At 43.3% G+C, this 23,726-nt stretch carries 17 protein-coding genes and 12 tRNA genes; 5 read left to right on the top strand and 24 right to left on the bottom strand.

The window, feature by feature from the left end:
- Positions 1 to 206 precede the first annotated feature (206 nt).
- From MHI15_RS09735 to MHI15_RS09745, 3 genes are all read right to left on the bottom strand, one after another.
- On the bottom strand, positions 207 to 2,720 hold the full coding sequence (locus MHI15_RS09735) for an ABC transporter permease (RefSeq protein ID WP_218641650.1): 2,514 nt from the start codon (positions 2,718 to 2,720) through the stop codon (positions 207 to 209).
- Between the two features lie 22 nt (positions 2,721 to 2,742).
- Positions 2,743 to 5,097: an ABC transporter permease gene (locus MHI15_RS09740; protein ID WP_179088336.1), complete on the bottom strand. Its 2,355-nt coding sequence runs from the start codon at positions 5,095 to 5,097 to the stop codon at positions 2,743 to 2,745.
- Between the two features lie 158 nt (positions 5,098 to 5,255).
- Positions 5,256 to 5,921 (bottom strand): ABC transporter ATP-binding protein, encoded by a 666-nt coding sequence (locus tag MHI15_RS09745; RefSeq protein WP_076130305.1) that lies wholly within the window; start codon positions 5,919 to 5,921, stop codon positions 5,256 to 5,258.
- A gap of 348 nt (positions 5,922 to 6,269) precedes the next feature.
- On the opposite strand from MHI15_RS09745, the gene MHI15_RS09750 reads away from it, so the two are divergent.
- From MHI15_RS09750 to MHI15_RS09765, 4 genes are all read left to right on the top strand, one after another.
- A complete protein-coding gene (locus MHI15_RS09750) occupies positions 6,270 to 6,953 on the top strand; it encodes a response regulator transcription factor (protein ID WP_076130304.1) in 684 nt (227 codons plus the stop codon).
- Positions 6,950 to 7,987 carry a sensor histidine kinase gene (locus MHI15_RS09755; protein WP_341164376.1) on the top strand — a complete coding sequence of 346 codons (1,038 nt, stop codon included), beginning with the start codon at positions 6,950 to 6,952 and terminating at the stop codon, positions 7,985 to 7,987. Before MHI15_RS09750 ends, MHI15_RS09755 begins: the two co-directional genes overlap by 4 nt.
- A 102-nt stretch (positions 7,988 to 8,089) precedes the next feature.
- On the top strand, positions 8,090 to 8,788 hold the full coding sequence (locus MHI15_RS09760) for an ABC transporter ATP-binding protein (protein WP_341164377.1): 699 nt from the start codon (positions 8,090 to 8,092) through the stop codon (positions 8,786 to 8,788).
- Complete coding sequence (locus MHI15_RS09765) at positions 8,785 to 11,319, top strand: ABC transporter permease (RefSeq protein ID WP_341164378.1); 2,535 nt, start codon at positions 8,785 to 8,787, stop codon at positions 11,317 to 11,319. Before MHI15_RS09760 ends, MHI15_RS09765 begins: the two co-directional genes overlap by 4 nt.
- Before the next feature lie 88 nt (positions 11,320 to 11,407).
- On the opposite strand, the gene MHI15_RS09770 is transcribed toward MHI15_RS09765, so the two are convergent.
- From MHI15_RS09770 to MHI15_RS09810, 9 genes are all read right to left on the bottom strand, one after another.
- On the bottom strand, positions 11,408 to 12,238 hold the full coding sequence (locus MHI15_RS09770; protein WP_036685556.1) for a MetQ/NlpA family ABC transporter substrate-binding protein: 831 nt from the start codon (positions 12,236 to 12,238) through the stop codon (positions 11,408 to 11,410).
- Positions 12,239 to 12,280: 42 nt separating this feature from the next.
- Complete coding sequence (locus MHI15_RS09775) at positions 12,281 to 12,943, bottom strand: methionine ABC transporter permease (RefSeq protein ID WP_036685560.1); 663 nt, start codon at positions 12,941 to 12,943, stop codon at positions 12,281 to 12,283.
- Complete coding sequence (locus MHI15_RS09780; protein WP_081386423.1) at positions 12,936 to 13,697, bottom strand: methionine ABC transporter ATP-binding protein; 762 nt, start codon at positions 13,695 to 13,697, stop codon at positions 12,936 to 12,938. Before MHI15_RS09780 ends, MHI15_RS09775 begins: the two co-directional genes overlap by 8 nt.
- A 485-nt stretch (positions 13,698 to 14,182) precedes the next feature.
- Positions 14,183 to 15,580: an ADP-ribosylglycohydrolase family protein gene (locus MHI15_RS09785; protein ID WP_341164379.1), complete on the bottom strand. Its 1,398-nt coding sequence runs from the start codon at positions 15,578 to 15,580 to the stop codon at positions 14,183 to 14,185.
- A 3-nt stretch (positions 15,581 to 15,583) separates the two neighbouring features.
- A complete protein-coding gene (locus MHI15_RS09790; RefSeq protein ID WP_076184827.1) occupies positions 15,584 to 16,540 on the bottom strand; it encodes a nucleoside hydrolase in 957 nt (318 codons plus the stop codon).
- A 40-nt stretch (positions 16,541 to 16,580) separates the two neighbouring features.
- Positions 16,581 to 17,519 (bottom strand): ABC transporter permease, encoded by a 939-nt coding sequence (locus tag MHI15_RS09795; RefSeq protein ID WP_036685567.1) that lies wholly within the window; start codon positions 17,517 to 17,519, stop codon positions 16,581 to 16,583.
- Positions 17,516 to 18,562, bottom strand: coding sequence for an ABC transporter permease (locus MHI15_RS09800; RefSeq protein WP_036685569.1), 1,047 nt, complete (start codon positions 18,560 to 18,562; stop codon positions 17,516 to 17,518). Before MHI15_RS09800 ends, MHI15_RS09795 begins: the two co-directional genes overlap by 4 nt.
- Positions 18,555 to 20,117, bottom strand: coding sequence for an ABC transporter ATP-binding protein (locus tag MHI15_RS09805; protein WP_341164380.1), 1,563 nt, complete (start codon positions 20,115 to 20,117; stop codon positions 18,555 to 18,557). Before MHI15_RS09805 ends, MHI15_RS09800 begins: the two co-directional genes overlap by 8 nt.
- Positions 20,118 to 20,248: 131 nt before the next feature.
- Positions 20,249 to 21,388, bottom strand: a complete 1,140-nt coding sequence (locus tag MHI15_RS09810; RefSeq protein WP_248549728.1) for a BMP family ABC transporter substrate-binding protein — start codon at positions 21,386 to 21,388, stop codon at positions 20,249 to 20,251.
- A 327-nt stretch (positions 21,389 to 21,715) separates the two neighbouring features.
- Between MHI15_RS09810 and MHI15_RS09815 the strand changes: the two genes are divergently transcribed.
- Positions 21,716 to 22,471: an AraC family transcriptional regulator gene (locus tag MHI15_RS09815; protein WP_076130295.1), complete on the top strand. Its 756-nt coding sequence runs from the start codon at positions 21,716 to 21,718 to the stop codon at positions 22,469 to 22,471.
- A 136-nt stretch (positions 22,472 to 22,607) separates the two neighbouring features.
- On the opposite strand, the gene MHI15_RS09820 is transcribed toward MHI15_RS09815, so the two are convergent.
- The 12 genes from MHI15_RS09820 to MHI15_RS09875 all read right to left on the bottom strand — a co-directional run bounded on the left by MHI15_RS09820 (position 22,608) and on the right by MHI15_RS09875 (position 23,717).
- A tRNA-Leu gene (locus MHI15_RS09820) sits at positions 22,608 to 22,686 on the bottom strand.
- Positions 22,687 to 22,700: 14 nt separating this feature from the next.
- A tRNA-Cys gene (locus MHI15_RS09825) sits at positions 22,701 to 22,774 on the bottom strand.
- Between the two features lie 9 nt (positions 22,775 to 22,783).
- Positions 22,784 to 22,858 (bottom strand) — tRNA-Gly (locus MHI15_RS09830).
- Between the two features lie 6 nt (positions 22,859 to 22,864).
- Positions 22,865 to 22,939 (bottom strand) — tRNA-Gln (locus tag MHI15_RS09835).
- A 19-nt stretch (positions 22,940 to 22,958) separates the two neighbouring features.
- A tRNA-His gene (locus MHI15_RS09840) sits at positions 22,959 to 23,034 on the bottom strand.
- A 43-nt stretch (positions 23,035 to 23,077) separates the two neighbouring features.
- Positions 23,078 to 23,153: transfer RNA gene (locus MHI15_RS09845), tRNA-His, on the bottom strand.
- 23 nt (positions 23,154 to 23,176) lie between these two features.
- Positions 23,177 to 23,250, bottom strand: a tRNA-Trp gene (locus MHI15_RS09850).
- Between the two features lie 6 nt (positions 23,251 to 23,256).
- Positions 23,257 to 23,342, bottom strand: a tRNA-Tyr gene (locus MHI15_RS09855).
- A 5-nt stretch (positions 23,343 to 23,347) separates the two neighbouring features.
- Positions 23,348 to 23,423: transfer RNA gene (locus tag MHI15_RS09860), tRNA-Thr, on the bottom strand.
- 28 nt (positions 23,424 to 23,451) lie between these two features.
- Positions 23,452 to 23,527, bottom strand: a tRNA-Phe gene (locus MHI15_RS09865).
- A gap of 10 nt (positions 23,528 to 23,537) precedes the next feature.
- Positions 23,538 to 23,615, bottom strand: a tRNA-Asp gene (locus tag MHI15_RS09870).
- Positions 23,616 to 23,640: 25 nt separating this feature from the next.
- Positions 23,641 to 23,717: transfer RNA gene (locus MHI15_RS09875), tRNA-Met, on the bottom strand.
- Between the last annotated feature and the right edge of the window lie 9 nt (positions 23,718 to 23,726).

Genomic DNA, 23,726 nt, shown 5'->3' on the forward strand with positions numbered 1-23,726 from the left:
TCAAAACAGACCAACGACGGTTTTTCGTACTGGACCTTAGTCGAGGTAGCTGTACGACTACAGACCACTGTTGGGCTAGTTGTAGGTCATAACCAACCTTTGCACATATAAATGGGAATGCTACCCATCAAAAATTAAAAGGACACCACCCTATATAGGTGATGCCCTTTTGAACTTTCCTTTAGGGTTAACTATGCGGCTCTTTATCAAAAAACCTCGCTCCGTAATCTTTCAATAATAGTCTTCTTAGATATGCTGTGGTAACACAAAACGGGTACTACAATAGAGATCAGCATAAAGGGGATTATACTAAGTAAAATAGGGGTTAATGTAAAAGTCCAAGTAAAATAATCAAGTTCTGCTCCCATTGCGGGTACTAGGGTAGTATTTGCCAAGCTTCCTAGCACAATCGAAAACATCAGCCCTAGGAAGGCATACCCGCCCCCCTCAAAGATAAGCATTTCTTTTACCTGCTTATCCGTCATGGCTATTGATTGCAGCATGGCAATTTCTCGTTTTCTGGTTAAAATAGAAGTTTGCATGGAATTTATGAAATTCAGAATCCCAATAACACCTAGCAGAATACAAAATGCACCTCCTACCACCTCATACATAAAGATTAAACTACGAAAGGTTTCTCTAGAAGTATTCTTCGAATAGAAATCCAATCCGGTATCCGTATGTAAGCAATAGTCCTCCAGCCATTTTTCTGTCTGAGTTAAATGTTCATCATCTACGTTAAAGATTGTATACATTGGCAGCATAGAATCTGCATGGGCAAGCAGTTCATCCGAAGGCAACAAATACTCTATTCCTATATCATAATATGCCACTGAGTGAATAGCTCCCGGAAAATCAACAATGGCAAGCACTTCATATTCCTTTTCCTTTCCGTTTCCAAAACTCACTTTAACTTTATCTCCCGGATGATAAATGCTGCTTGTACCATCTAGGAATTTCTTACAGTTAGTAACATAGATTCCCTCTCCGTTCTCCCAGCGTTTTTGATCCAAAGCTCCTTCCTTTACTTGAATCATCTGTGCCGGCCACTCACTGAAACCAAATGTATTCACTATTGATCTCCGTTTCACCATTTCCTGAGAACTCAGAAATTCCTCTTGGTCCTTTTCATTCATCAATCCGACTTCTCTTTTCAGCGCAGACATTGCCTGATCACTTAAATTTTGTGTTAAAGGGAGTACATAAACATTACCGCTATTTTCAAGCCCGTCCAATGACTCTACTTGTTTTATGAACTCATTGCTTACACCGGAAGTATCAAATGGAGGCGAATTATTTATGATAGAAGTATCAGCAACCGTAAAGTCCGAAACAGACTGAAACTCAATGAACTTATTAAAATCAAAAGAATGCACAAGACCATAAGTACTATTAAGAATAACCAAACTAAGTGTAAAAGAAAGCGTGACGATGATCACTTTTCGGGGGTTCCTCTTTAAATTAGCCATTGCTAGACGAACGGATGTTATTGGTTGAGCTTTTTTCTTTTTTCTTCTTAGTTCTCCCGCCTGTTTTCCTTCAGCATAACTTAGAGCTTCTATTGGAGAAACCCTTGATGCAACCTTTGCTGGCCCTAAGCAACTTAATAACACTGTGCAGAGGCTGAATATAGCGGCAATAGCAAAAATAAGCGGGTGTACACTTGTTACGACGCGCATATCTTCACCAAAAATATCGATAATAGCCGGAACAAGAAAACGACCGATCGTCCAACCTATCACTAGTCCAAAAGGAATACCGATACAAGCAAGATATATTGCCTTATAACGAACCATTCTTTTGATTTGTTTTGAGGTTGTCCCAATGACTTTTAATAAACCATAAGATTTAATTTCTTGTGCAATTGAAATATAGAATATATTGTAGATTAACAAATATCCAGCTAAGAAAATCACTGTGATTACAAGGAAACCTAGAAGTATATTTTGAGGTTCAGATCCTAGAATATCATAAGAAGCGTTAACAGTTATTTGACCATCAAAATCACTTCTGCTGGCAAGTTGTTCAGATTTCGTTTCAATATCCCACGTATTCGAAAACCAAAATTGACTGTTGATATAGCCTGAGTACACATTGGGACGGTTGTTCCATGGTTCAGTTGCCACAGGAGCTATTAAATCTGCATATTCACGAGAAAGCCAAATATTTTGACGCCAAGAGAGCGGATTTCCATCCCAAATTCCACAAACGGTAAAGGTATCTGTTATTGTTTTTTCATCTGTTTTGAAGGTTAACGAAATAGATTGACCTAATGTATGGGGAAGACCCAGCGCATCCAATACCAAGGTGCTTACACTTATGTCTTTCTTTTGCTGTGGCATGTTTCCAAGCTGTGGTAAGCTATACGCCCATTTTGCATACTTTTCCTCACCATACCTCACTTCTGTAGGTAACTTAGAAAAGGCAGCCCCCTGTGCATCACCGATAAGAACCGAATAGGAGATGTCCTTAATCATTAAATCTGAAGAGACTCTTTTATACTCAGGCATAGACATTTGATGAAATCCACCATGAGCATTGCTCCCCGCGATTCTCATCTTGTTGTCTTTCATTGACTCTAACAAACTCCCTGCAATAGTAAATACACTGGTGAACATAATCGCAGCCAAGGCTATTGCCAGAATAGCAAAATAATTTTTGCTAGATTTAAGAGAGCGCTTTGCCAATTTTTTCATAGTTTTTCCACTATTGTGTTTCAAAGTTCCCACCTCCCTTGCATTATTATTCCGCTTGTCTTAGCTGTTCAATAACACTTGAACGGGAAATAGATTTGTACAACAAACCAGGAATTATAGAACAGATCAACAAGACAACCCCCGAATATATGATTAAAGAGGTAACCGGATATCTAAACACTCCATAGCCTATATATTCATGCAATATATTAAAGACCAGATAACTAATGCCACTACCCACTATTAATGTAAGAACAAAAGCAATTAGAGCAAACCAGATTCCTTCAAAGGTGATCAGCCATTTAATCTGCTTCTTCGTCGCGCCAATAGATGCTAGAACAGCAAACTCCTGTTTTCTGGATACAATGCTTACTAATATAGTGTTAATAAAATTCAAAACACCGATGCTGCTTAAAATGATAATGATAACAATAGAAAGATTGGAAAAAGACTGCTTTAAGTCAGCAAACGCTTTTGCCTGTTCAATTTTTGAGGTGCGTGAAATGCTGCTGTCTCCGCTTGTAAGGAGTTTGACCTCATTCAACACATCCTGTTCTTTTCCTTTTTGCGCATTAATCTTAATAGAGTAAATCACAGCATCAGAATGATATTTGTTGATAACATTATTTGACACAATTAGCCATGGAGCAGCACCACTATTCATAGCATCACGTTCAAACGTCATTTGACCGCCAATTTTCACCTTATAGCTCTTGTTGTTGTCAATTACCGTAAAGGGTATCTGTACACCTATTGGAATGCCATTCCCATTAATATCAGTTACCAATGCTATCTTCCCTTTGGAAAAGTCGCTTAAATTAATCGGGTTCTTAGCAGTACGGTTATACTCCTCCAGTTTTTTATCATCAATGCCGATCAATAAACCCCAAAAGTTAGTTTTAGGATCTTCCTCATAATGTTTTTTATCTCTGAGTTCCTCATTCACACCTGCACGAAATTCATTGTAATTTCGCAGCCACTCACCATGAGTACTATCTGAATAATGCTGGAAAATAGATACTACCGTCGTTCGTTCGAGTTCACGGATCCCGTTTACTGCGGAAATTTGCGACAACAACTCAGGAGTAAAGTGCTGCTCCTCTGTTGGATTAAAACTGGCTCTGGTCATTTGGTTATACATAGCAATGTCGTATTTAACCTCTGCATTGATGTATTCCTCCGCACTGAAGGATTTTAGAAATGTGGAAAGCACCACAAGTGCAGTGCTGCCTAAGAAGAGCGTTAACACAACAAAAAGCAATCTTTTTTTACTACGGAGTATATTTTTTAACGACATATACGGTATTTTCGCGCCATGTCTACCTCTTGAATTTTGTTTTCCGGATTGTGTATCAGTATGTTTCGACGCTTCAATCGGAGAAATTCTCCCTGCCTTCTTTGCAGGTGCTCTATAGCTTAAAAATAGAGTTAACGCTGAGAAAAATAGGGCCAAGAGCAACACCCATAAGTTGACTTGCCTATCTATGGATGAGAAACCCTCATACGAAGATAAGGCAAGCGGCACTACGTAAAATGAAAGCCCCCATCCCAACAGCATCCCCACAGGCAGGGCAAAAAAGGCTACTTTAGCAACACTGTAATAGACAATTTGCTTGATTTGCGCACTAGTCATTCCCAGCATTTTCAGCAGCCCATAAAATCGTACGTCTCGAGTAATAGAGATATACGCAACGTTGAAAATAATAAGGTATCCATCAAACATAAAAAATAAAACCATTATTACTGCAACCAGTGAATCCTTGACATTCATATTCAATTTACCGTCATATGAAGGAATCAACTGCTGATTTCCATCCAAATCAATGGAGGCTCGAATCTGCTCGATTTTATCGTGATAATGTCTGGTATCTTTAAATAATAACCCTACAAGATTCGGCACTTCCTGCGGATGTTCTCTTAAAAATGTTTCTGAAAAAAAGACAATTCGATTGTTTTCAGAATTGATATTTGCCGTGTCCTCATAGAATCCAGACAGAGTAAAGGGAAGGCTCTGAACCTCTGCGTCGCCGTTTTTTGAAATATCACTGATAGCAACAGACAATGAAACCTCCATTCCAGTCTGCGGCTTTGAGTATCCCAACCTATTCAACAGCCATGTTGACATCATGATTTCATTGCCTTTAGCAGGATAGGTACCCTGCATATTATCTACAAGTGATCCGCTATATTCCTCCCAATTTGTAGAACTGATCATCTGTATATCAATCCCAGCCTGTCCCTTATTATTGACAAGTGATCCCATTTTGGTTTGAATATTCATTTCAGGCTTTAAAATATCAAATTTACTTAATAAATCTAATTGATTCTGTGTTGGACGACTCAAAATAACATTAGCACTTGTCCCGGTTTCTTTCATTTCTTGATGTTTAGATAATTTCAAGTAACTGTAAAATGTGCTGCAAGCTGCTGTAATCAGAATGGTCGTAAGAATGATGGCGCATGCCAATATAATATTTCTGGTTTTGTTTGCCTTATAGTATCTCCGAAATAATTTTCGGATGACGGATGAAGAATGATTTCTATACATTTTTTCCCTCTCTAATCCACGATTTTCCCATCCTCCATACGGAGAATCCGATCAGCACGCAAGGAAATTTCGTTGTTATGTGTAATCATAATGATTGTTTGATTTAGTTGGTGACTAGTCATTTCCAGCAGCTTGATTACCTCTTCACTTGTTTGACTATCCAAATTTCCAGTGGGCTCATCGGCAAGGATAATAGCGGGCTTCATCGCTAAAGCCCTTGCAATTGCTACACGCTGTTGTTGGCCCCCAGACAAATTGTTGGGTAAATTATTCAGCTTCTCCTTCAGTCCTAACATCCTTACAATGATGTTCACATACTCCTTATCCACCTTGTTTCCATCAAGTTCAATCGGCAGAACGATATTCTCGTAGACATTAAGTATCGGCATTAGATTATAATTTTGAAAAATGAACCCGATATTTTTACGTCTAAAAATCGTAAGCTGATCACTGTTCATCTTTGACAGTTCTTTCCCATTCACTTCTACGGTGCCAGAGGTAGGATTATCAAGGCCCCCGAGCATATGCAGTAGCGTAGACTTACCGCTGCCGGAAGTCCCAACGATAGCCACAAATTCACCTTGCTCCACACTCATTGTTATGCCATCCAACGCTTTGACAGGGTTTGGTTCACTACCGTAATACTTTCTCAAGTCGTTAGCTTTTAATATACTCATGCACAACCCCTCTATTTCTTTAGAATATCTGATTCTTCATGTGTCATACCGTCGTGAAATTTCTTGCAATACCAATAACTAGAATAAATAGTGTGTGCTTCGACATTTTTTCCAAGATCCACTTTATTCCATTAATTTACTATTTTATATAAAAAAATTCGTTTACAATGTTTTTTTTGAGGACTATACTAACTATTTGTTCTAGAAAATTACATTTAATATACAATAAAACATTTTTAAAGATTATAAAGAAAAGTCCACTTTCAACTGTCTACTAAATAAAAATCTCGCTTTCGAATAAATCCCGAGAATGTATAATGATCAAATAAGAAACAAAGGAGAATTACTATGAACATACTGATCGTTGAGGACGACCGTAGTTTAAATAAAGGGATCGCTCTCACTCTTTCTCAAAACAATGTCATGATCCATCAAGCCTACGATATTGCCGCGGCGGAGCATATTTTCGCAGTTAACCCTATTGATCTCATCATTCTGGACATCAATCTGCCAGACGGAAGTGGGCTGGACTATTGCGAGCAACTTCGCAAGACCTCACGCGTACCCATTATTTTCCTAACCGCCAATGATATGGAGTCCGACATTATCACCGGTTTTGCATTGGGGGGCGATGACTATATCACTAAACCATTCAGCCTAATGGTGCTTCGCGCCAGAGTAATGGCAGTGCTCAGAAGAACGGAATCACTAGGGACTGGAAAAATAACATTGGGTCCCTTAGAACTCGATTTTGAGAAACTGGAGTACAGCAAAAATAAACAATCGCTCCAGCTGAGCAAAACTGAGCAAAAACTGCTGCGGCTGCTGGTGACGAATACGGGCAATATTTTGACCCGAGAACAGCTGATAGACAAGATCTGGAGCAAGGATGCCGAATTTGTGGATGAAAACGCATTGACAGTAGCCATCAAACGGCTGCGTGCTAAACTTGAGGATGACCCGGCAGCACCCAAATATATCAAGACCATTTACGGACTTGGATACATGTGGACTGAAGGGCAAAAACCATGAAAACCAATAGCCCACCTGCTAATTTCAAGCAAATTCATAGGCTCTTTTTACTGATCATCCTTATACTAGTGGCCTGTTTTATCGGCAGTATAATGTTTCTGTACGGGTTCGACCCCACTCTGCTCCAACTGACTTCTCTATTTATCATCTGTATATTAGCTACAGGAGCCATATGGGTCTGGTTATGGAACCGCCAGATCGCAATCTATATACAGACCTTGGATACTGCGATTGAACGGGCTATACATGACCTGCCGCCACTCACTAACTATGAAGAAACCGCTCTGTCTTCGATGGAACATAAACTAAAGCGTTATATAGGGATGGCTAAGGCGAATGAACGAAATATCCAAACAGAGAAAAACAAAATAAAAGAGCTGATCTCGGATATCTCCCATCAAACCAAGACCCCCCTCTCTAATATCATGGTATTCAGTCAGTTGCTCGAAGAGATGCCCGGACTAAATGAGAATGTCCGGCACTACATACAGCATATTAAAGCGCAGTCAGATAAGTTGGATTGGCTGATTCAGTCTCTAATCAAATTATCACGTTTGGAAACAGGAATGATCTCCCTACAGCAGATTGAGGCGAAACCGCTCATACAAACTCTGACGCAGGCTTTATCCCAGATTTATGCACAAGCGGAAAACAAACAAATTACGATCAATATTGACTGCGGGACACACATCTTAGCCTGCCACGATGTCAAATGGACAAGTGAAGCACTATTCAACCTGCTCGAGAATGCTGTGAAGTACACACCGCATAACGGACAAATTTCCGTTCTTGCTGAAAGCAACGAGATGTTCACCTGTCTCCACCTTACCGATACTGGACTTGGAATCCCCAGCGAAGAAATCCCTCACATCTTTAAGCGGTTTTACCGAGGAAAGCAAGCGCGTGAATTCGAGGGGGTCGGCATCGGGTTGTTTTTGTCCAGAGAGATTATCACGGCGCAAGGCGGCCATATAAACGTCATTTCTGAAACTGGAAAAGGTACAACTTTCTCTGTTTACCTGCCCCAGCGCTGAAATAGAATGTGTCATTATGGTCAGAATTCAGACACTCTCCTGTCAGATTGATTTGCTACCCTTAAATTATGGACAAACAGATCTCATTGGAGGGGAAGAGTTATGCCGATTCTACAGACTGAAAATTTAAAAAAACACTATGGAAAGGTTGGCTCAAGCGTTAAGGCTTTGGACGGTATATCACTGTCAGTGGATAAAGGGGAGTTTGTCGCCATTGTCGGCACTAGCGGCAGCGGCAAAAGCACCCTTCTTCATATGCTTGGCGGATTAGATCGGGCAACAGAGGGCAAGGTTTACGTGGACGGGAATGATATTTTTGCGATGAGTGATGAGAAGCTGACCATTTTTCGGCGCAGATCGGTGGGGTTTGTTTTTCAGAACTACAATTTGGTACCCATACTAAATGTGCGGGAGAATATTGTGCTGCCCATTGAACTGGACGGTGGCAAAATTGACGAAACTTATCTTGATCTGATCATCCGCACTTTAGGCTTGCAGGAAAAGATGAATGCTCTACCTTCTAATCTGTCTGGCGGACAGCAGCAACGGGTGGCAATAGCCAGAGCATTGGCGACCAAACCTTCAATCATCTTAGCAGATGAACCTACAGGTAATCTGGACAGCAAAACAAGCCAAGAAGTGCTGATTTTACTTAAACAGATGAGCGAAAAATTCAACCAAACCATTGTGATGATCACACACAATGAACAAATTGCTCAAACTGCTGACCGCATTATCCGTATTGAAGATGGCGTCATTTTCACTGGACAACCCCGTAGCTCCGGAGTGAGCCAGCCATGATCAGCACGAATAACCATAAGACCATTGCTACTTTAGCCAAAAAAAGCCTCAAAGCCAACCGTGCTCGCAATTTCACTATCATCTGTGCCATCGTACTGACTACGCTTTTGATCACCAGCGTGTTTACCTTGGCGCTCAGTATTAACAAATCGATGCAACGCGCACAAATGCAGACTACCGGCAGCGATTATCATGGAAGCTTCAAATATCTGAATCCTGCCGAGTTGGAGAAGCTGAAGAATCAACCATCCATCAAAGAATATGGCGTCTTCCTTAAGGTTGGCGATATAAGCACCAGTCTGTTCAAGAATCACCGGGTAGAGGTCCTTCGAATTGACGAGAATTATGCCAAACACGGTTTTATCAACTTTATAGCCGGCGGACTGCCCTCCCAAGAGAATGAAATCGTCCTAAATACTTGGGCGCTTGACTTGCTAGGAGCAAAACATGAGTTAGGCCAGACTGTGAAGCTGGATATAGACATTGGTGAAAAAGTCATAAGCCAAGACTTTAAGCTCTCCGGATATTACGAAACCGATCAAAATTTGGCGATGTCAGGATTGGCTTTTGTATCCGAAGCATTTACACAGAAGAACATTTCCCATATTGACCCGGACATCTCTGAGGCAACGGGTTCTTATGTGAACACCGCAGGTCTAGGGGTGATGTTTAATAATTCTTATAATATTGAACAGAAGGTACAAAAGATTTTGACGGACACCGGCCTGGATGTACCTTATGGTGTCAATCCGGCTTATACGAGTGTTTCTCTCTCCGATAATCTACTGAATATCATTCCTTATGCAGTTGTCATTCTTATCACCATGCTGAGCGGCTATTTACTAATCTACAATATCTTTTTTATTTCCGTCGTGCGGGATGTCAAATTTTACGGGCTGCTAAAGACCATCGGTACCACACCCCGACAACTGAAAAAGATCATCTCCATTCAGGCCCGGTCACTTTATCTCGTCGCATTGCCTTTTGGATTGGGGTTCGGGTATCTGCTAGGTCTGCTGATTCTCCCGATGGCCTCCTCATTTTTAAACGGTTCTACTGATAATGTCTATTCTGCTAGCCCGTGGATATTTATTGGTGCAGCAGCATTCTCGTTTATGACAGTATGGATCGCCGCAAGCAAACCGGGCCGAATGGCTTCGCGAACCTCGCCGGTAGAGGCTGTAAAATTTGCCGGAGTCAGCAGCGGTGGAAAACGGAATGCCAAAAAATCAAAACATGGCGCAAAACTTCACAACATGGCGTTCTCCAACCTGTTCAGAAGCAAAAAGAAGCTGATCCTGATGCTCTCTTCACTCTCCTTGAGTATCATCTTGTTCAGTACCATTTTTACAGTAATTTCCTCACTGGATGTGAATAAATATCTGCGTGCCTTTATCTCCGGTGATTTTGTGGTTCAGAATGAAGTGCTAGTCAGTATTACAGGGCCTCGAGACGGTGATCCATATAAGCTTTCAGAGGAATTCGCCAACAATCTAAGTAAAATTGACGGTGTAGAAACTGTTGATAAGGTTTACCACAGATATGTTCCATCTCCTGTCGATGATGCTGTCCGGGCTATTTTGGAGCCAATGGCAGCTGCTGACCCACATCCTTATCTTCTCTCCACTTTAGAAAAGGTGGGGATGGTCTACAATCATTTATATGGATTAGATCCGGGCTGGTATGATCTTGTGGACAAGGATATTATTGAAGGGGAGTTTAACAGGCAGAAGTTTGCTTCAGGAAAATATGCGGTCATATCTGAGGCCATGTTTATAGAAGAAGATAGCTACCGCACCTATTATCATCCTGGAGATACAGTCACTTTCGAGAAGTCGGGTAAATCTTATGAAGTGATGGCAGTAGTAAAACATGATGCAGTATATGCTGCCACAACAAAATCTTACTCTATGTTAGGTTACAACATCTTCCTCCCTGCTTCGGAGCTGCAGAAGGAAATGCCGAAGGGTACAGATCCAGCCAATATCGTTTCAGCCACACTACATGTCGATCCGACTAAGCTGGACCAGGTAGAACAAGTGGTCAAAGCTTTAACAGATTCAACTGATGAATTAACTTTAAAATCAAGGGAGGATTACAAGGATGAGCTCGGTGGATTCATTCGCATTTTTCAAACCGTCGGGTATGGGCTTAGCCTGGTCATTGCTCTAATCGGGGTGCTGAATTATATCAACACTGTACTCACCGGGGTAGTCTCCCGCCGGAATGAACTTGCCATGCTGGAGAGTATTGGCATGACTAAAAAGCAGCTAAAACTTATGCTGATCCTTGAAGGATTCTACACCGTTTTGCTAACCGTCCTCATAACCTCAACATTAGGTGTATTGCTGACCTATAACCTTTCCAAAAGCATCACGGATAATATGGCCTTTATGGTATTTCAGATGAGTTGGCTGCCGTTTATCCTCACCGTTCCTATTTTGTTAATTCTCGCTTACACAGTGACACTGAGAGCCTATAAAACGTTATCCCAAGCATCCATTGTGGAACGGCTGAGAGAAGCCGAGTAATGTAAGACACACCTAAATACTCCTATTACAAAAAGGGCAGCCCGGTAAATATCGCCGGGCTGCCCTTTTTTATAGATCCATATTCAGCTTATTTAAACGCAGGCAACGCAATATCCGCGTAATTATCCTCAAGGAACTTCTTCACTTCAGGACCGCTGATCCGTTTAGCCAGCTTTTGAATGGCGTCAGAGTCCTTGTTATCTTCACGTGCCACCAAAGTAATTGTGAATTCGGAATCTTCGCCTTCCGTAATCAGTGCATCTTTCTTCGGTGTCAATCCTAGTGGGCTCGCATAAGCCGGAGTCATGGCTACCAGATCGCCATCATCAAGCATACGGGCCAGCATTAGGAGATCGACTTCTTCAAACTTGAATTTCTTTGGATTTTCAGTAATGTCTGCTTGTGTGGCTTGAATGCCTACGCCTTCTTTTAGCTTAATAAGATCAGCTGCAGCGAACATTTGCAATGAACGGCCGATGTTAGATGGATCATTAGCCATTACAAGCGTAGCCCCTTCAGGAAGATCAGCTATAGTCTTGTAACGTTTGGAGTATCCGCCATAAATAGCGTCATAAACAGGCTGTACCTCTACCAGATTAGAACCTTTGCTTTCATTATATTGCTTCATATAAGGAACGTGCTGGAAAAAGTTAGCGTCTACTTCTTTATTAGCCAACGCCTCATTAGGCTGCACATTATCAGAGAGAACAACGATCTCCAGATCAATGCCATCTTCCTTCAGGAGCGGCTTCACAATATCCAGAATTTCTGTCATAGGTGGGATCAGTGTAGCGATCTTTAATTTGGTTAACTCATCATTACTACCTTTTGCAGCATTGTTCTCGGCTGCTTTATTAGAGCCACAACCCGCTACGACCAATACCATTAATGTAAGCACAAGTATCATTGATTTTTTCATTAGTACTACTAACCCCCAGTTTATATATTGAACTATTTTGTATTACCGCTTATCCAACAGCCTTGCGATAGTCCCCCCGGTGAACTGAACCAATTGGACTAATACAATCATCACTAGAATGGCATAGATCATCACTTCCGTCTCAAAACGCTGATAACCATAACGGATAGCGAAATCACCAACCCCTCCCCCACCAACAACTCCCATCACGGTCGAGAAGGAGATAAAGCTAATTGTAGAAGTAGTAAGTCCAAGGACTAGACCCGAACGAGCTTCCACATACAGAAATTTAAAGATCAAGCCCAGCTTCGAGGCTCCCATCGATAATGCTGCTTCAATGACCCCTTTAGGAACCTCCAGCAACGACTGCTCCACTAACCGAGCATAATAGGCAATAGCGATTATAGATAATGGAACCGCTGCTGCAATCGTACCAATGGCGGTCCCGACCAGGAAACGAGTGACTGGAATTAGCGCAACGACCAGCAGCAGGAACGGAAAAGAGCGGATAATATTAACGATACTGTTGAGCACCAGAGACAACGTTGTATTCTCATAAAGCTGCCCTTTTCGGAAAAAAAACAACAAGGTACCCAGTGGAAGCCCCAGCAGCACGGCCGCTCCAACAGAAATACCAACCATCACAAAGGTTTCACCAATCGAATCCCACATCTGTGCCTGATATTGAAGTACACTATCAAACATGATCTTCCCCCGCTTTACCAAGAATCTGATCGCGGTATGTCCCGGTACTGGCTGCTGCTGGACGGAATTCACCGTCTTCACGAGAGAACGAATCTACAATGCGCCCTTTTTCCATCACCGATACATGAGTACATATGCTTTTGACAACATCCATCTCATGCGTAACAATGACAACCGTTACTCCAAGACTTGAATTCACATGCTTCAGCACGTTCAAGATATCTGTAGTGGTTCCTGGGTCCAGGGAGGACGTTGGCTCGTCACACAGTAATATTCCCGGACTGTTCGCTAGTGCGCGGGCAATCGCAACACGCTGACGTTGTCCTCCGCTGAGCTGTGCCGGATATTGTTTTGCCTTATCTGCCAGTCCAACAAAATCCAGACACTCCTTCACACGCTTCATTCGTTCATGCTTTGGGACATCTGCCAGCTCCAGCGGGATCGAAACATTCCGCTCTACAGTGACGTTATAAACAAGATTAAATTGTTGAAAGATCATTCCAATCTTTTGCCTTGCTTTACGCAGTGCTTTACTAGGCATTTCGGTCAGGTTGTGGCCATCTACGGTAACCGTTCCCTCATCCGGCTGTTCCAGAAGATTCATCAGTCGCAGCAGCGTAGATTTCCCCGCACCACTCTCACCAATGATCCCATGAATGGATCCCTGCTTTACCTCCAGCGATACCTCATCTACAGCCTGATAGATGCCTTCCTTCAGCTTGTACCCTTTACTTACCCGACTCAGCGACAGTATTAGAAGCTCCCCCTTCCTTTCCCTTATATAATGAACCTCCATCAAGTGAGACATTGTATTACAATTTTCTAAAATCTGTTTTATTAAAAATCTCCTTAAATAATAAGACATTTCTTCTGCTGTGTCATCATTTTTCTTTAAATGATATACCAGGAAGGTTGATGAAAACCTAAAAACCCTTTATACCGGGCTCTTTTTACACATTTATTAATAAAATAAAAAGGGTTAGCAAAGATAATCCTTCCCTCTTGAAATCATGATTCTCCTATTGCCCCACCACTAAACGCTTCACTGTTAATATAGCCATATTTGGTTTTTTTAAGTGTATGAAATGCAGTTAAAGCTACATTTGGTTCGTTGGAGTGTGATTAAAGACCTGCTGTTACGCAAAAAAAGATGTCTAAGCCAATAGCTTAAGACATCCCATAATTCATATAGTAATCCCTGAACCCCTGATCTATCGAGTCCCATACTCGCTAAATCTTTTATGCCTTTTCGCCAAGCTCTCTGCGAATCTTCAAGAACACTTGGTAGCTGCGTTCCGCACATTCCGAAATCGCTATCGGATGAAATCCGGGCAGATCGGCATATAACGTATCGTGAAGCGGTTCGATCCATGAAGCCGGCAACTTACTTGCTCCAAGCTTCGCTCCCATAATTGAGCCCACAGTAGCCCCGTTACAGTCTGTATCCATTCCACCATATACGGAAGTGACAACTGTTTTTTCAAAGTCATTCCCGCCATAAACAAGCGACGCAGCTACAAGAGCAGCATTATTATTTGTATGGACTGCATCATAGTGGCTAAAAGTATCCCAAATGTTACGAACCAACTCCCGCTCACTTTTGGCCTTCTGCGCAATATCTATCCCCCGCAAAACATCACTGGCCAAACGACTGGTACGCGGAATCTCACTAAGGCCTATCTCTAGGATCCGTTCATTATCCTTCTCTGCAAAAGCTGCCGATATCATCGCCGCATTCAACATCTCACCGTAGATACCATTTTTCACATGTGAAAATGAAGCGTCGCGCCAGCCTAGTTCTGCCGCAAGCTCAGGATAACCTGCTGCGCCATAAGCCAGTCCATCTGCGCGTATAGCGGCACCAATCCACTCGCGGTAAGGGTTTAGGTGCATCCGCACTCTTTCCTGCCGCACCAGCCAATCCGCAGGCTTCTCGCCATGCAGATGAGAGGTCTCCTGCGCAAAATTCATATATGACTGTGTCTCCGCCGTGCACACCTGACTATATGTTAAATGTGTATGCCACAGCTTTCCGATATCCCAAGAATCCCAGTTCAGACCCTTCTGCTCCAGCAGCATAAGACCCAGGACAGTGTAGCGAATATCGTCATCGCTTTCCATATACTTGATCGTCTCGCGGGTACTCGCATGTGTCCATTCACTTAAGCCAAGACCATATTCAGCCTCTGCCCGTGAATGCCCAGGCGTATAGCCAGTAATTGGCCAGGCGTCCGCACCCTGAAACCATAGCTCAATATTCTCCCAGCCCGGACGGCCATCTTTCCCATAGAGATAGTCCCAATACTCCAGCGGTTTCCCGAGTGCGCAGCCGACACTTCTACCGAGCCAGGCTCCATAGAACTTATCTCTCCATTCCGCCTCGCTCCAGTCCGCCTCAAGCTTACGTGGGCCTTCTGGACGTAGATGACGAATCTCCTCCAGAGAGGATGGCTCTTGATACGGAAAATCCTCACTGATCGTAAGCTCCATTAGCTCATTGTATACCTGCATCAGCTTGAGCTCATCGGCACCAGCAGCCGCTAGCTTATCCGCAAAACCCTCAATCAGGCAACCTTCTTCTCCACGCTGAGCAATTTCAAACTGCACGGTCTCTTGAAGTCTCTCCCATCCTGCCATAGGCTACTTCCCTTCAGCCGCTAGCAGCAGCTCTTGATCAAGCTTTTCCAGTGAATCAAAGATCAGCTTCATAAATGCTTCCCGGTCAACGCCCACCAATACTTGCACATTCGCTGGACGATCCGTCTTCTTCCGTCTGTCTGCAACTGTCATTCCCCGCGTCAGCTTGCCTTCTGTCTCCACCGTTACATATAGATGCTCAGATTCAAATAGTTCCGGATGCAGCAGCCAGGCAACAGCACATGGATCATGCAGCGCACTGCCGACATAGCCCATTTTTTTACCGTAAATCGAATAGAAATCCAGCAATTCTCCGACCATTGTAGACACTGGTCCCCGCTCTTTCAATGCTAGGATCTCATCTTCAAAAATAGCAGCCTTATCGGTCACATCCAGACCACTCATTGTGATCGGAATCCCCGACTCAAACACAATACGGGCTGCTTCAGGATCTACATAGATATTAAACTCCGCAGTAGAGGTGACATTCCCATAAGAGATACCTCCCCCCATCAGTGAGATTTTTTCAATTCTGTCTTTAATCTCTGGATAAGCCGTGATTAGCAGTGCGATATTTGTTAAAGGAGCCATCGGCACGAGCGTAATCTTCTCCTCTGAAGAACGGATGATATTCAGCATAAACTCCACAGCACCCTGCTCTACAGGGCGGAATTTACTTGGAGGCAAAAGCGGCCCATCCATGCCCGATTCACCATGCGCTTCCTCACCTGTAACAAGCTTGCCGAACAGTGGGCCAGCAGCCCCTTTAGCTACAGGAATGTCAGCATTCACGAAGCTGATCACCTTCAGGGCGTTTTCCGTGATTTTATCTAAAATTTGGTTTCCACCAACCGTTGTAATCCCGCGCAGATCTAACTTCTCCGAATTTGCTATGGCAAGCAGTATCGCTATTGCGTCATCATGCCCTGGATCGCAGTCAATAATAATAGGTGTTGGCATAGGTACTCACTCCTTGTCTGTGTATCAATCATTTCAATCGCTATTTAACTAGCGGGCTTTTAAGTTTTTTATTCTTTTTTCGTGTCTCAGATACTGCGTAGATCACAAGTCCAATTACTGTGGCTACATAAGGAAGAGTGGCGATTAGCTCCGCAGGAATCTTCAACACCTGTAGCGCATTCGACAATGCATCTGCAGTACCAAATAATAAAGAGGTCAGCGCCGTGCCTACGGTCGTACTTCTTCCCATCGACTCAGCGGCAATGGCAATCCAGCCCCGGCCAGCGATCATATCGCGGGTAAACAGTGACAAATACCCCATCGACATATAAGCACCGCCTAAACCGGCAAAAAATCCGCTAAGCAGCAAAGCCATATACTGTATTTTTACAACACTTACACCCACGGATTGAGCCGCATGTGGATTTTCACCCACTGAACGAATGCGCAGTCCAAGCGGTGTACGGTTTAATAGATAGTAGACAACAAACACAGCCAATATAGAAACATACGTCAGAATGTGATGCCCCGATAAAATAGGTCCAAGCACCGGGATATCCTTCAACAAAGGAATCTGGACACTAGGCAGAACTTTACTCGCCAGCGAAGTGGAAGAACCCTTGTCGCCACTAAGCAGATAGAGGATAAACACAGTGCCTCCCGAAGCGAACATATTAATGGCCACCCCCCCGAGAATGATATGTGTTTTGAATTTCAGGGTGAAAAAAGCTAATATTCCAGCGATCAATGTTCCAGACAGCACCGCCCCAAGCAGACCTACCCATGCGCTATGTGTATAGCTGCTTATGATGACACCCGCTAAAGCGGCAACAAGCATAATGCCCTCCATCCCAATGTTAATGATCCCTGCACGGTTGGAGATGAGTGCGCCGAGCGCGGCGAACAGAATCGGAGTCGTCACGCGAAGGACAGAGAACGCAAAGTCAGTTGTAAAAATCACATCAAACAAACTATTCACGCTTCCTTCGCCTCCTTCAAGAGCATCCGATTTTTCCAGAACTTCAGAAATTGCTCAGCCGAAATCAGAAGAATGATAATTGCCTGTATGATTGAGATCATCTCTGAAGGTACATCAGACAGACGCGCCATCATGTCAGCCCCAATTCGAATGTACGCTAGGAATAATGCAGAGCCGATTACGGACAGCGGATTATTTTTGGCTAACATCGCTACAAGGGCACCATCCAAACCATAACCAGGCAGTGACGTCCATTGGAAACGGTTATACATCCCCAGCACTTCTACGGAACCCCCCATACCTGCGATAAAACCTGCAATCAAGTGGACGAGAATAATAACCTTGGCTGTCTTCATACCGGAATAACGGGCAAAGTCCCGGTTGATGCCTGTCATGCGCAGCTCATATCCCCATTTCGTTTTGTATAGGAATAGATGAGCTGCAATAATAAGCACGATAACGATAATAAGACCGGTATGAATACGGGTGCCCGAGACCATTTTACTCAGCAGTGCCGTTTTCTCGAATTTGTAGGATACATTGGCAAAAGCTTTAGCATCACGCAGATGATAGTTCAGTAGGTATAGCCCTACTCCGAACAAAATATTATTGAACATTAAGGATGTAACCAACTCATTAGCATTCCATTTTGCCTTCAGAATACCAGGTATTGCCGAGAGCAACGCTCCTACAATTGAACCTGCAGCAATAGCTACCATCGGATGCAGCCAGCCGTCCAGCGTTAAATGAATAGCCAATACGGAAGTTACAACACCGGAGAAATAGAAAATCCCTTCAGCTCCCAGGTTGAACATATTGGCTCGAAACAACAAGGATACTGCCAACCCAGTGAACATGAGCGGAATCGCCATCTCAATCACATTACCAATATGACCTTTACTGGATAACGGCTCTAATAGGAATATACCAATCGTCTTCACAGGCTGATTACTGACCAAAGAGATGATCAGAAAGGCAATAGCGAGTGCAATAACGATTACCGCCGATGTCCGAATGTACTCAAAATATTTAACTTTAAACATGATTTACGGCCCTCCCGATGTGCTCCTCGTCCTGTCGATGAATCCCCAGCATATAAAGACCTAATTCTTCCTCACTAACCTTAGATGGCTCCTCAAAAAAGGCAACAATCTTACCCTCGTACATTACTAACAGACTATCGCTGATCTCCAAGATCTCATTCAAATCTGCCGACACTAGCAAAATCGCGCAATCGTCTGAACGTAATTCCAACAACTTTTGATGTATGAACTGGGCTGCGCCTATATCCACACCCCGTGTCGGCTGTTCTGCAATAAGCAGCTGCGGTTCAGTCGAACACTCTCTAGCTACGACTACCTTCTGCATGTTACCACCTGACAACATTCCTATGGGCTGAGAAGGTCCTGAACAGCGGACTTTAAATTCCTCTACAAGGGATACTGCTAGTTTGGCAATTCGTGAGCCATTCAAAAAAAGACCTTTATTCATTGCTTTTGTACGATACTGAGTAGATAGCAGATTATCAGCTATGCTTGCTTCACTAGCGATCCCTTGCCGCATCCGATCCTCCGGTATATAGGAAACGCCTAGCTTACGAATATCCAAAATATCCGATTCACGGATATCCTTTCCCTTCACTAGTACAGAACCCTGACTTGAGACACCTCTCAAGCTACCTGTAAGAGCTTCAATGAGCTGTGTCTGCCCGTTGCCTTCTACACCAGCAATCCCAACGATCTGCCCACCACGTACTTCAAAATTGATATCTGACAATAACGCTTTACCATCTGCATCATTCACACCGAGTCCCTGCACCGATAGTACTGGCTCACTAACAGCCAGAATCTCTTTGTCATATTTCAGCACGACATCTCTGCCGACCATTAACCGCGAGATTTCCTGTTCTGTCACATCCTGTGTTTGAAAAACACCTTCACTACGGCCGCTGCGCATAATCGTAATTCTGTCGCAAATCGCTTTGACTTCCTTTAATTTGTGCGAAATAAAAACTATCGTATGCCCCTGTTCCCTTAATTGCTTAAGCTCGCGGAACAATTCCTCTGTTTCCTGTGGAGTCAACACCGCAGTTGGCTCATCAAGCACCAGAATTTTCGCACCACGCAGCAGCGCCTTAAGAATCTCAACCTTTTGCTTCATCCCAACTGTAAGATCCTCTACTTTTGCCTTTGGATCCACGGCCAGATTGTATTTCCTTGCGGTCTCTTCCGTCATGCGCACAGCCTCGGCATAATTAATGCCAACTCCTCTGCGCGGCTCCATACCCAGCACCATATTCTCTGCCACCGTAAAAGAAGGTACCAACATGAAATGCTGGTGGACCATGCCGATACCTCTATCAATGGCGTCCTGAGCGGATTGCAGCTTTACTTTTTCACCCTTGATATAGATCTCGCCTTCACTTGGCTCTTCCATGCCGAACATAATCTTCATTAAAGTCGATTTACCAGCACCGTTCTCACCTGCAATCGCATGTATTTCTCCCTCACGTAAAGAAAAATGCACGTTTTTATTTGCAACGACGCCATTGGGATATACCTTGGTAATTCCCCGCATTTCCAGCAGAGCTGTGTACATAGGTCTCAACGCCTTTCAACTTGGAGGTCTGCAAAAATATACAGCTGGAATTCCCCTGACTAGAAGAATCTCCAACTGTAGGTTTATCTCTATAGAGCTGATCTTAAGGTTTAAAGCTTAAAGCTTAAGGCTTAAGGCTTAACTGCGTTACGAATAGCTTCTACCTCTGCGGTTTCCATCCCCATCGCATTATCCACTTTAACTTCTTTATTGATCAGCTTTTGCTTCACTTCTTCAACCTTGGCCTGAAGATCAGCCGGGAATACATTTTTATAAATATCATTCTCAGCAATACCTACACCATCATCTACAAAGCTCAATACATCACGTTTGCCCATTTCTAGCGTACCCTCTTGCAATCTCTTCACTGCACCTAGAATAGCCGTATCAATCTTTTTAATAGATGAAGTAACGATTAGATTTGCTTTTTCACTATCCGTATCGTTAATCAACATTGCCTGATCGGAGTCTACACCAATTGCATATTTTTTCTTCTCTTTAGCTGCGTCAAAGATCCCAAGACCTGTACCCCCAGCCACGTTAAAAATAACATCCACACCGGAGTTATATTGAATTAGAGACAGCTCCTTACCTTTTGCAGGGTTAACAAAATCACCAGCGTACGACACAGCCACTTTTACATCAGGATCAACGTACTGAGCACCTTGAATGTAACCGACCAAGAAAGCATTAATCCCCGGAATATCCATACCGCCGACAAACCCAATCACATTCTCAGGGGTAGCATTCGGCATATCCGATTGTGTAGCTAATGCTGCTACGGCACCTGCCAAGAAAGATACTTCATTTGTCGCATAAGACATGTTGTACATGTTATCTGGTGCTTCATCGATGTCGGTATCATAATTAATGAATTTTTTGTCTGGATACAATTCTGCCGTTGCATTAAACATCTCTGTAATTTCAGAACCGCCAGAAATAATTACATCCCAATCCTCGGAAGCGATATCGTTAAATGTAGGCTCCCATTTCGTTTTATCAACGCCCATTTCAACAACCTTTGTTACTGCACCAAGTTCATCCTTAACCTTTTGCAAGCCGTTATTAGCGGAATCAAAAAATGATTTATCCCCAAGTGTCCCCGGAATCAGCAATACAACCTTGAGTTTATCCCCTGCACCTGTTTCTCCACCCTCAGCAGCGTTTGATCCAGTATTCGCAGAAGAACCGTTATTGGACGTGTTATTCCCACATGCTGTGACCAGAACCATCACCATTAATAACAACAAAGAAAGAACTTTTTTATTCATTACTCTATTCCACCCCTAATTTTAGTTGGTTAGTAATCCGCAGAATCCTATCTTCACCCATTGTATAATTCACGGTTCAAATGGAAATTCTCTTTTTTCCAAATAAAGTATCATTAAAAGTAATAAATTTAACGTTTAGGCTCAAAAATAGCAATAAAAATACCATTATTATTAATAATCCGCTTTATTTCCGAACGAGATGGCCAGTCAGGTTGCGAACTTTCGGATTTATTGATACGATCATAACAAATATTATTAAAAATAATTATATGATTTCGGTCATTGTTTTGTACGATTCGGCTAAAACATAAGTATTGGAGGATCATCATGGATCGTGTTCTATATATTGTAAGTGCCACACATGAGCTAAATACTTATATCCCTCCACACCAGCATGAATGCTACGAACTAGTCTATTATTTACAGGGGGTAGGGACAACCAATGTTGGCCCACGAAGTTACCATTTTCGCTCCTCTTCTTTCGCGCTTGTGCCACCCAATCATAAACATGACGAGCACCACCGTGAGGATGCAAATGTATTATTTGTAGGCTTCCACTCAGAACACCCTAATATGAGTAATCTGCTCGGCGTATATGAAGATGATAAAGATCAGACCGTTCTTCAAATCCTGCTGCGAATGAAAGCAGAGTTTACACGCAAGCAAGACGGATTCTCTGAGCTTCTAAACCTACAAATGAGCGAGATTACCGTCCATCTTATGAGGCTTCTTAGTGCCTCTGGATATCAATCCCCAACAGAAGATCGAGTACAATATGTCCTTAATTATATGAATGAGCATTATCGCCATAAATTGTCCGTCGAAACACTATCAGAAATGTCCGGATATAGTTACGATCGTTTTCGCCATCTATTTAAAGAACGTTTCGGGTCTTCACCCCTGCGGTATTTGCTGTTAAAACGCCTGGATTATGCAAAGTCTCTATTACGTCATACTCAGATGCAAATCTCTGAAGTATCTGCTGCTGCAGGTTTTGTGAACGATGCCCAATTCTGCAATATGTTCAAACGAGAAATAGGTCTTACCCCGCGAGCATTCCGCATTAATAATCAATCAGGTTAATCACTAATCAGATTAAAAAAAGCCGTTGAAATAGAGAAACTCTCTATTCAACGGCTTACTGCTGTAAACCCAAGGACATAAAGAAAAAAGGTTTGTAAGATTGCTTATAAAAGCATTCTTACAAACCTTTTTAAGATACCGGCGAGAGGACTCGAACCTCCACGGTTTCCCACTCGATTTTGAGTCGAGCGCGTCTGCCATTCCGCCACGCCGGCACATATGAACTAAATGGAGGCGCCACCCAGATTTGAACTGGGGATAAAGCTTTTGCAGAGCTTTGCCTTACCACTTGGCTATGGCGCCATGAAAACTTGGAGCGGACGACGGGAATCGAACCCGCGACCCTCGCCTTGGCAAGGCGATGCTCTACCGCTGAGCCACGTCCGCATAAAATGGCTGGGGATATAGGATTCGAACCTATGAGTGACGGAGTCAAAGTCCGTTGCCTTACCGCTTGGCTAATCCCCAATAACATTTTAAAGTAAAATGGGGCGACTGATGGGTCTCGAACCCACGAATGCCGGAACCACAATCCGGTGCGTTAACCCCTTCGCCACAGTCGCCATATTAAGTTGATATTGTTGCCATTATTCATTTTAAAGTAAATGGGGCGGCCGATGGGTCTCGAACCCACGAATGCCGGAACCACAATCCGGTGCGTTAACCCCTTCGCCACGGCCGCCATATTAAACTTTAGAAAGAACTTGGCAGGGGCAGCAGGAATTGAACCCACACCAACGGTTTTGGAGACCGTTGTTCTACCTTTAAACTATGCCCCTAAAAACTGGTGGAGGATGATGGATTCGAACCACCGAACACTCACGTGAGCAGATTTACAGTCTGATGCGTTTGGCCACTTCGCTAATCCTCCAAGGATGGTGCCGGCGAGAGGACTTGAACCCCCAACCTACTGATTACAAGTCAGTTGCTCTACCAATTGAGCTACACCGGCATGGCACTCATTCTTTTGTGATGATAAATGGTGGCTCGGGACGGAATCGAACCGCCGACACGAGGATTTTCAGTCCTCTGCTCTACCGACTGAGCTACCGAGCCATGATGAAAATGGCGGAACCGACGGGATTCGAACCCGCGATCTCCTGCGTGACAGGCAGGCATGTTAGGCCAACTACACCACGGTTCCAAAAGATATAATTGCTTAAGTTAATTGGTTGCGGGGGCAGGATTTGAACCTGCGGCCTTCGGGTTATGAGCCCGACGAGCTACCGGGCTGCTCCACCCCGCGTCAGTAAGA

It is taken from the genome of Paenibacillus sp. FSL H7-0918 (assembly GCF_038007025.1).
Lineage (GTDB): Bacteria > Bacillota > Bacilli > Paenibacillales > Paenibacillaceae > Paenibacillus_AQ > Paenibacillus_AQ odorifer.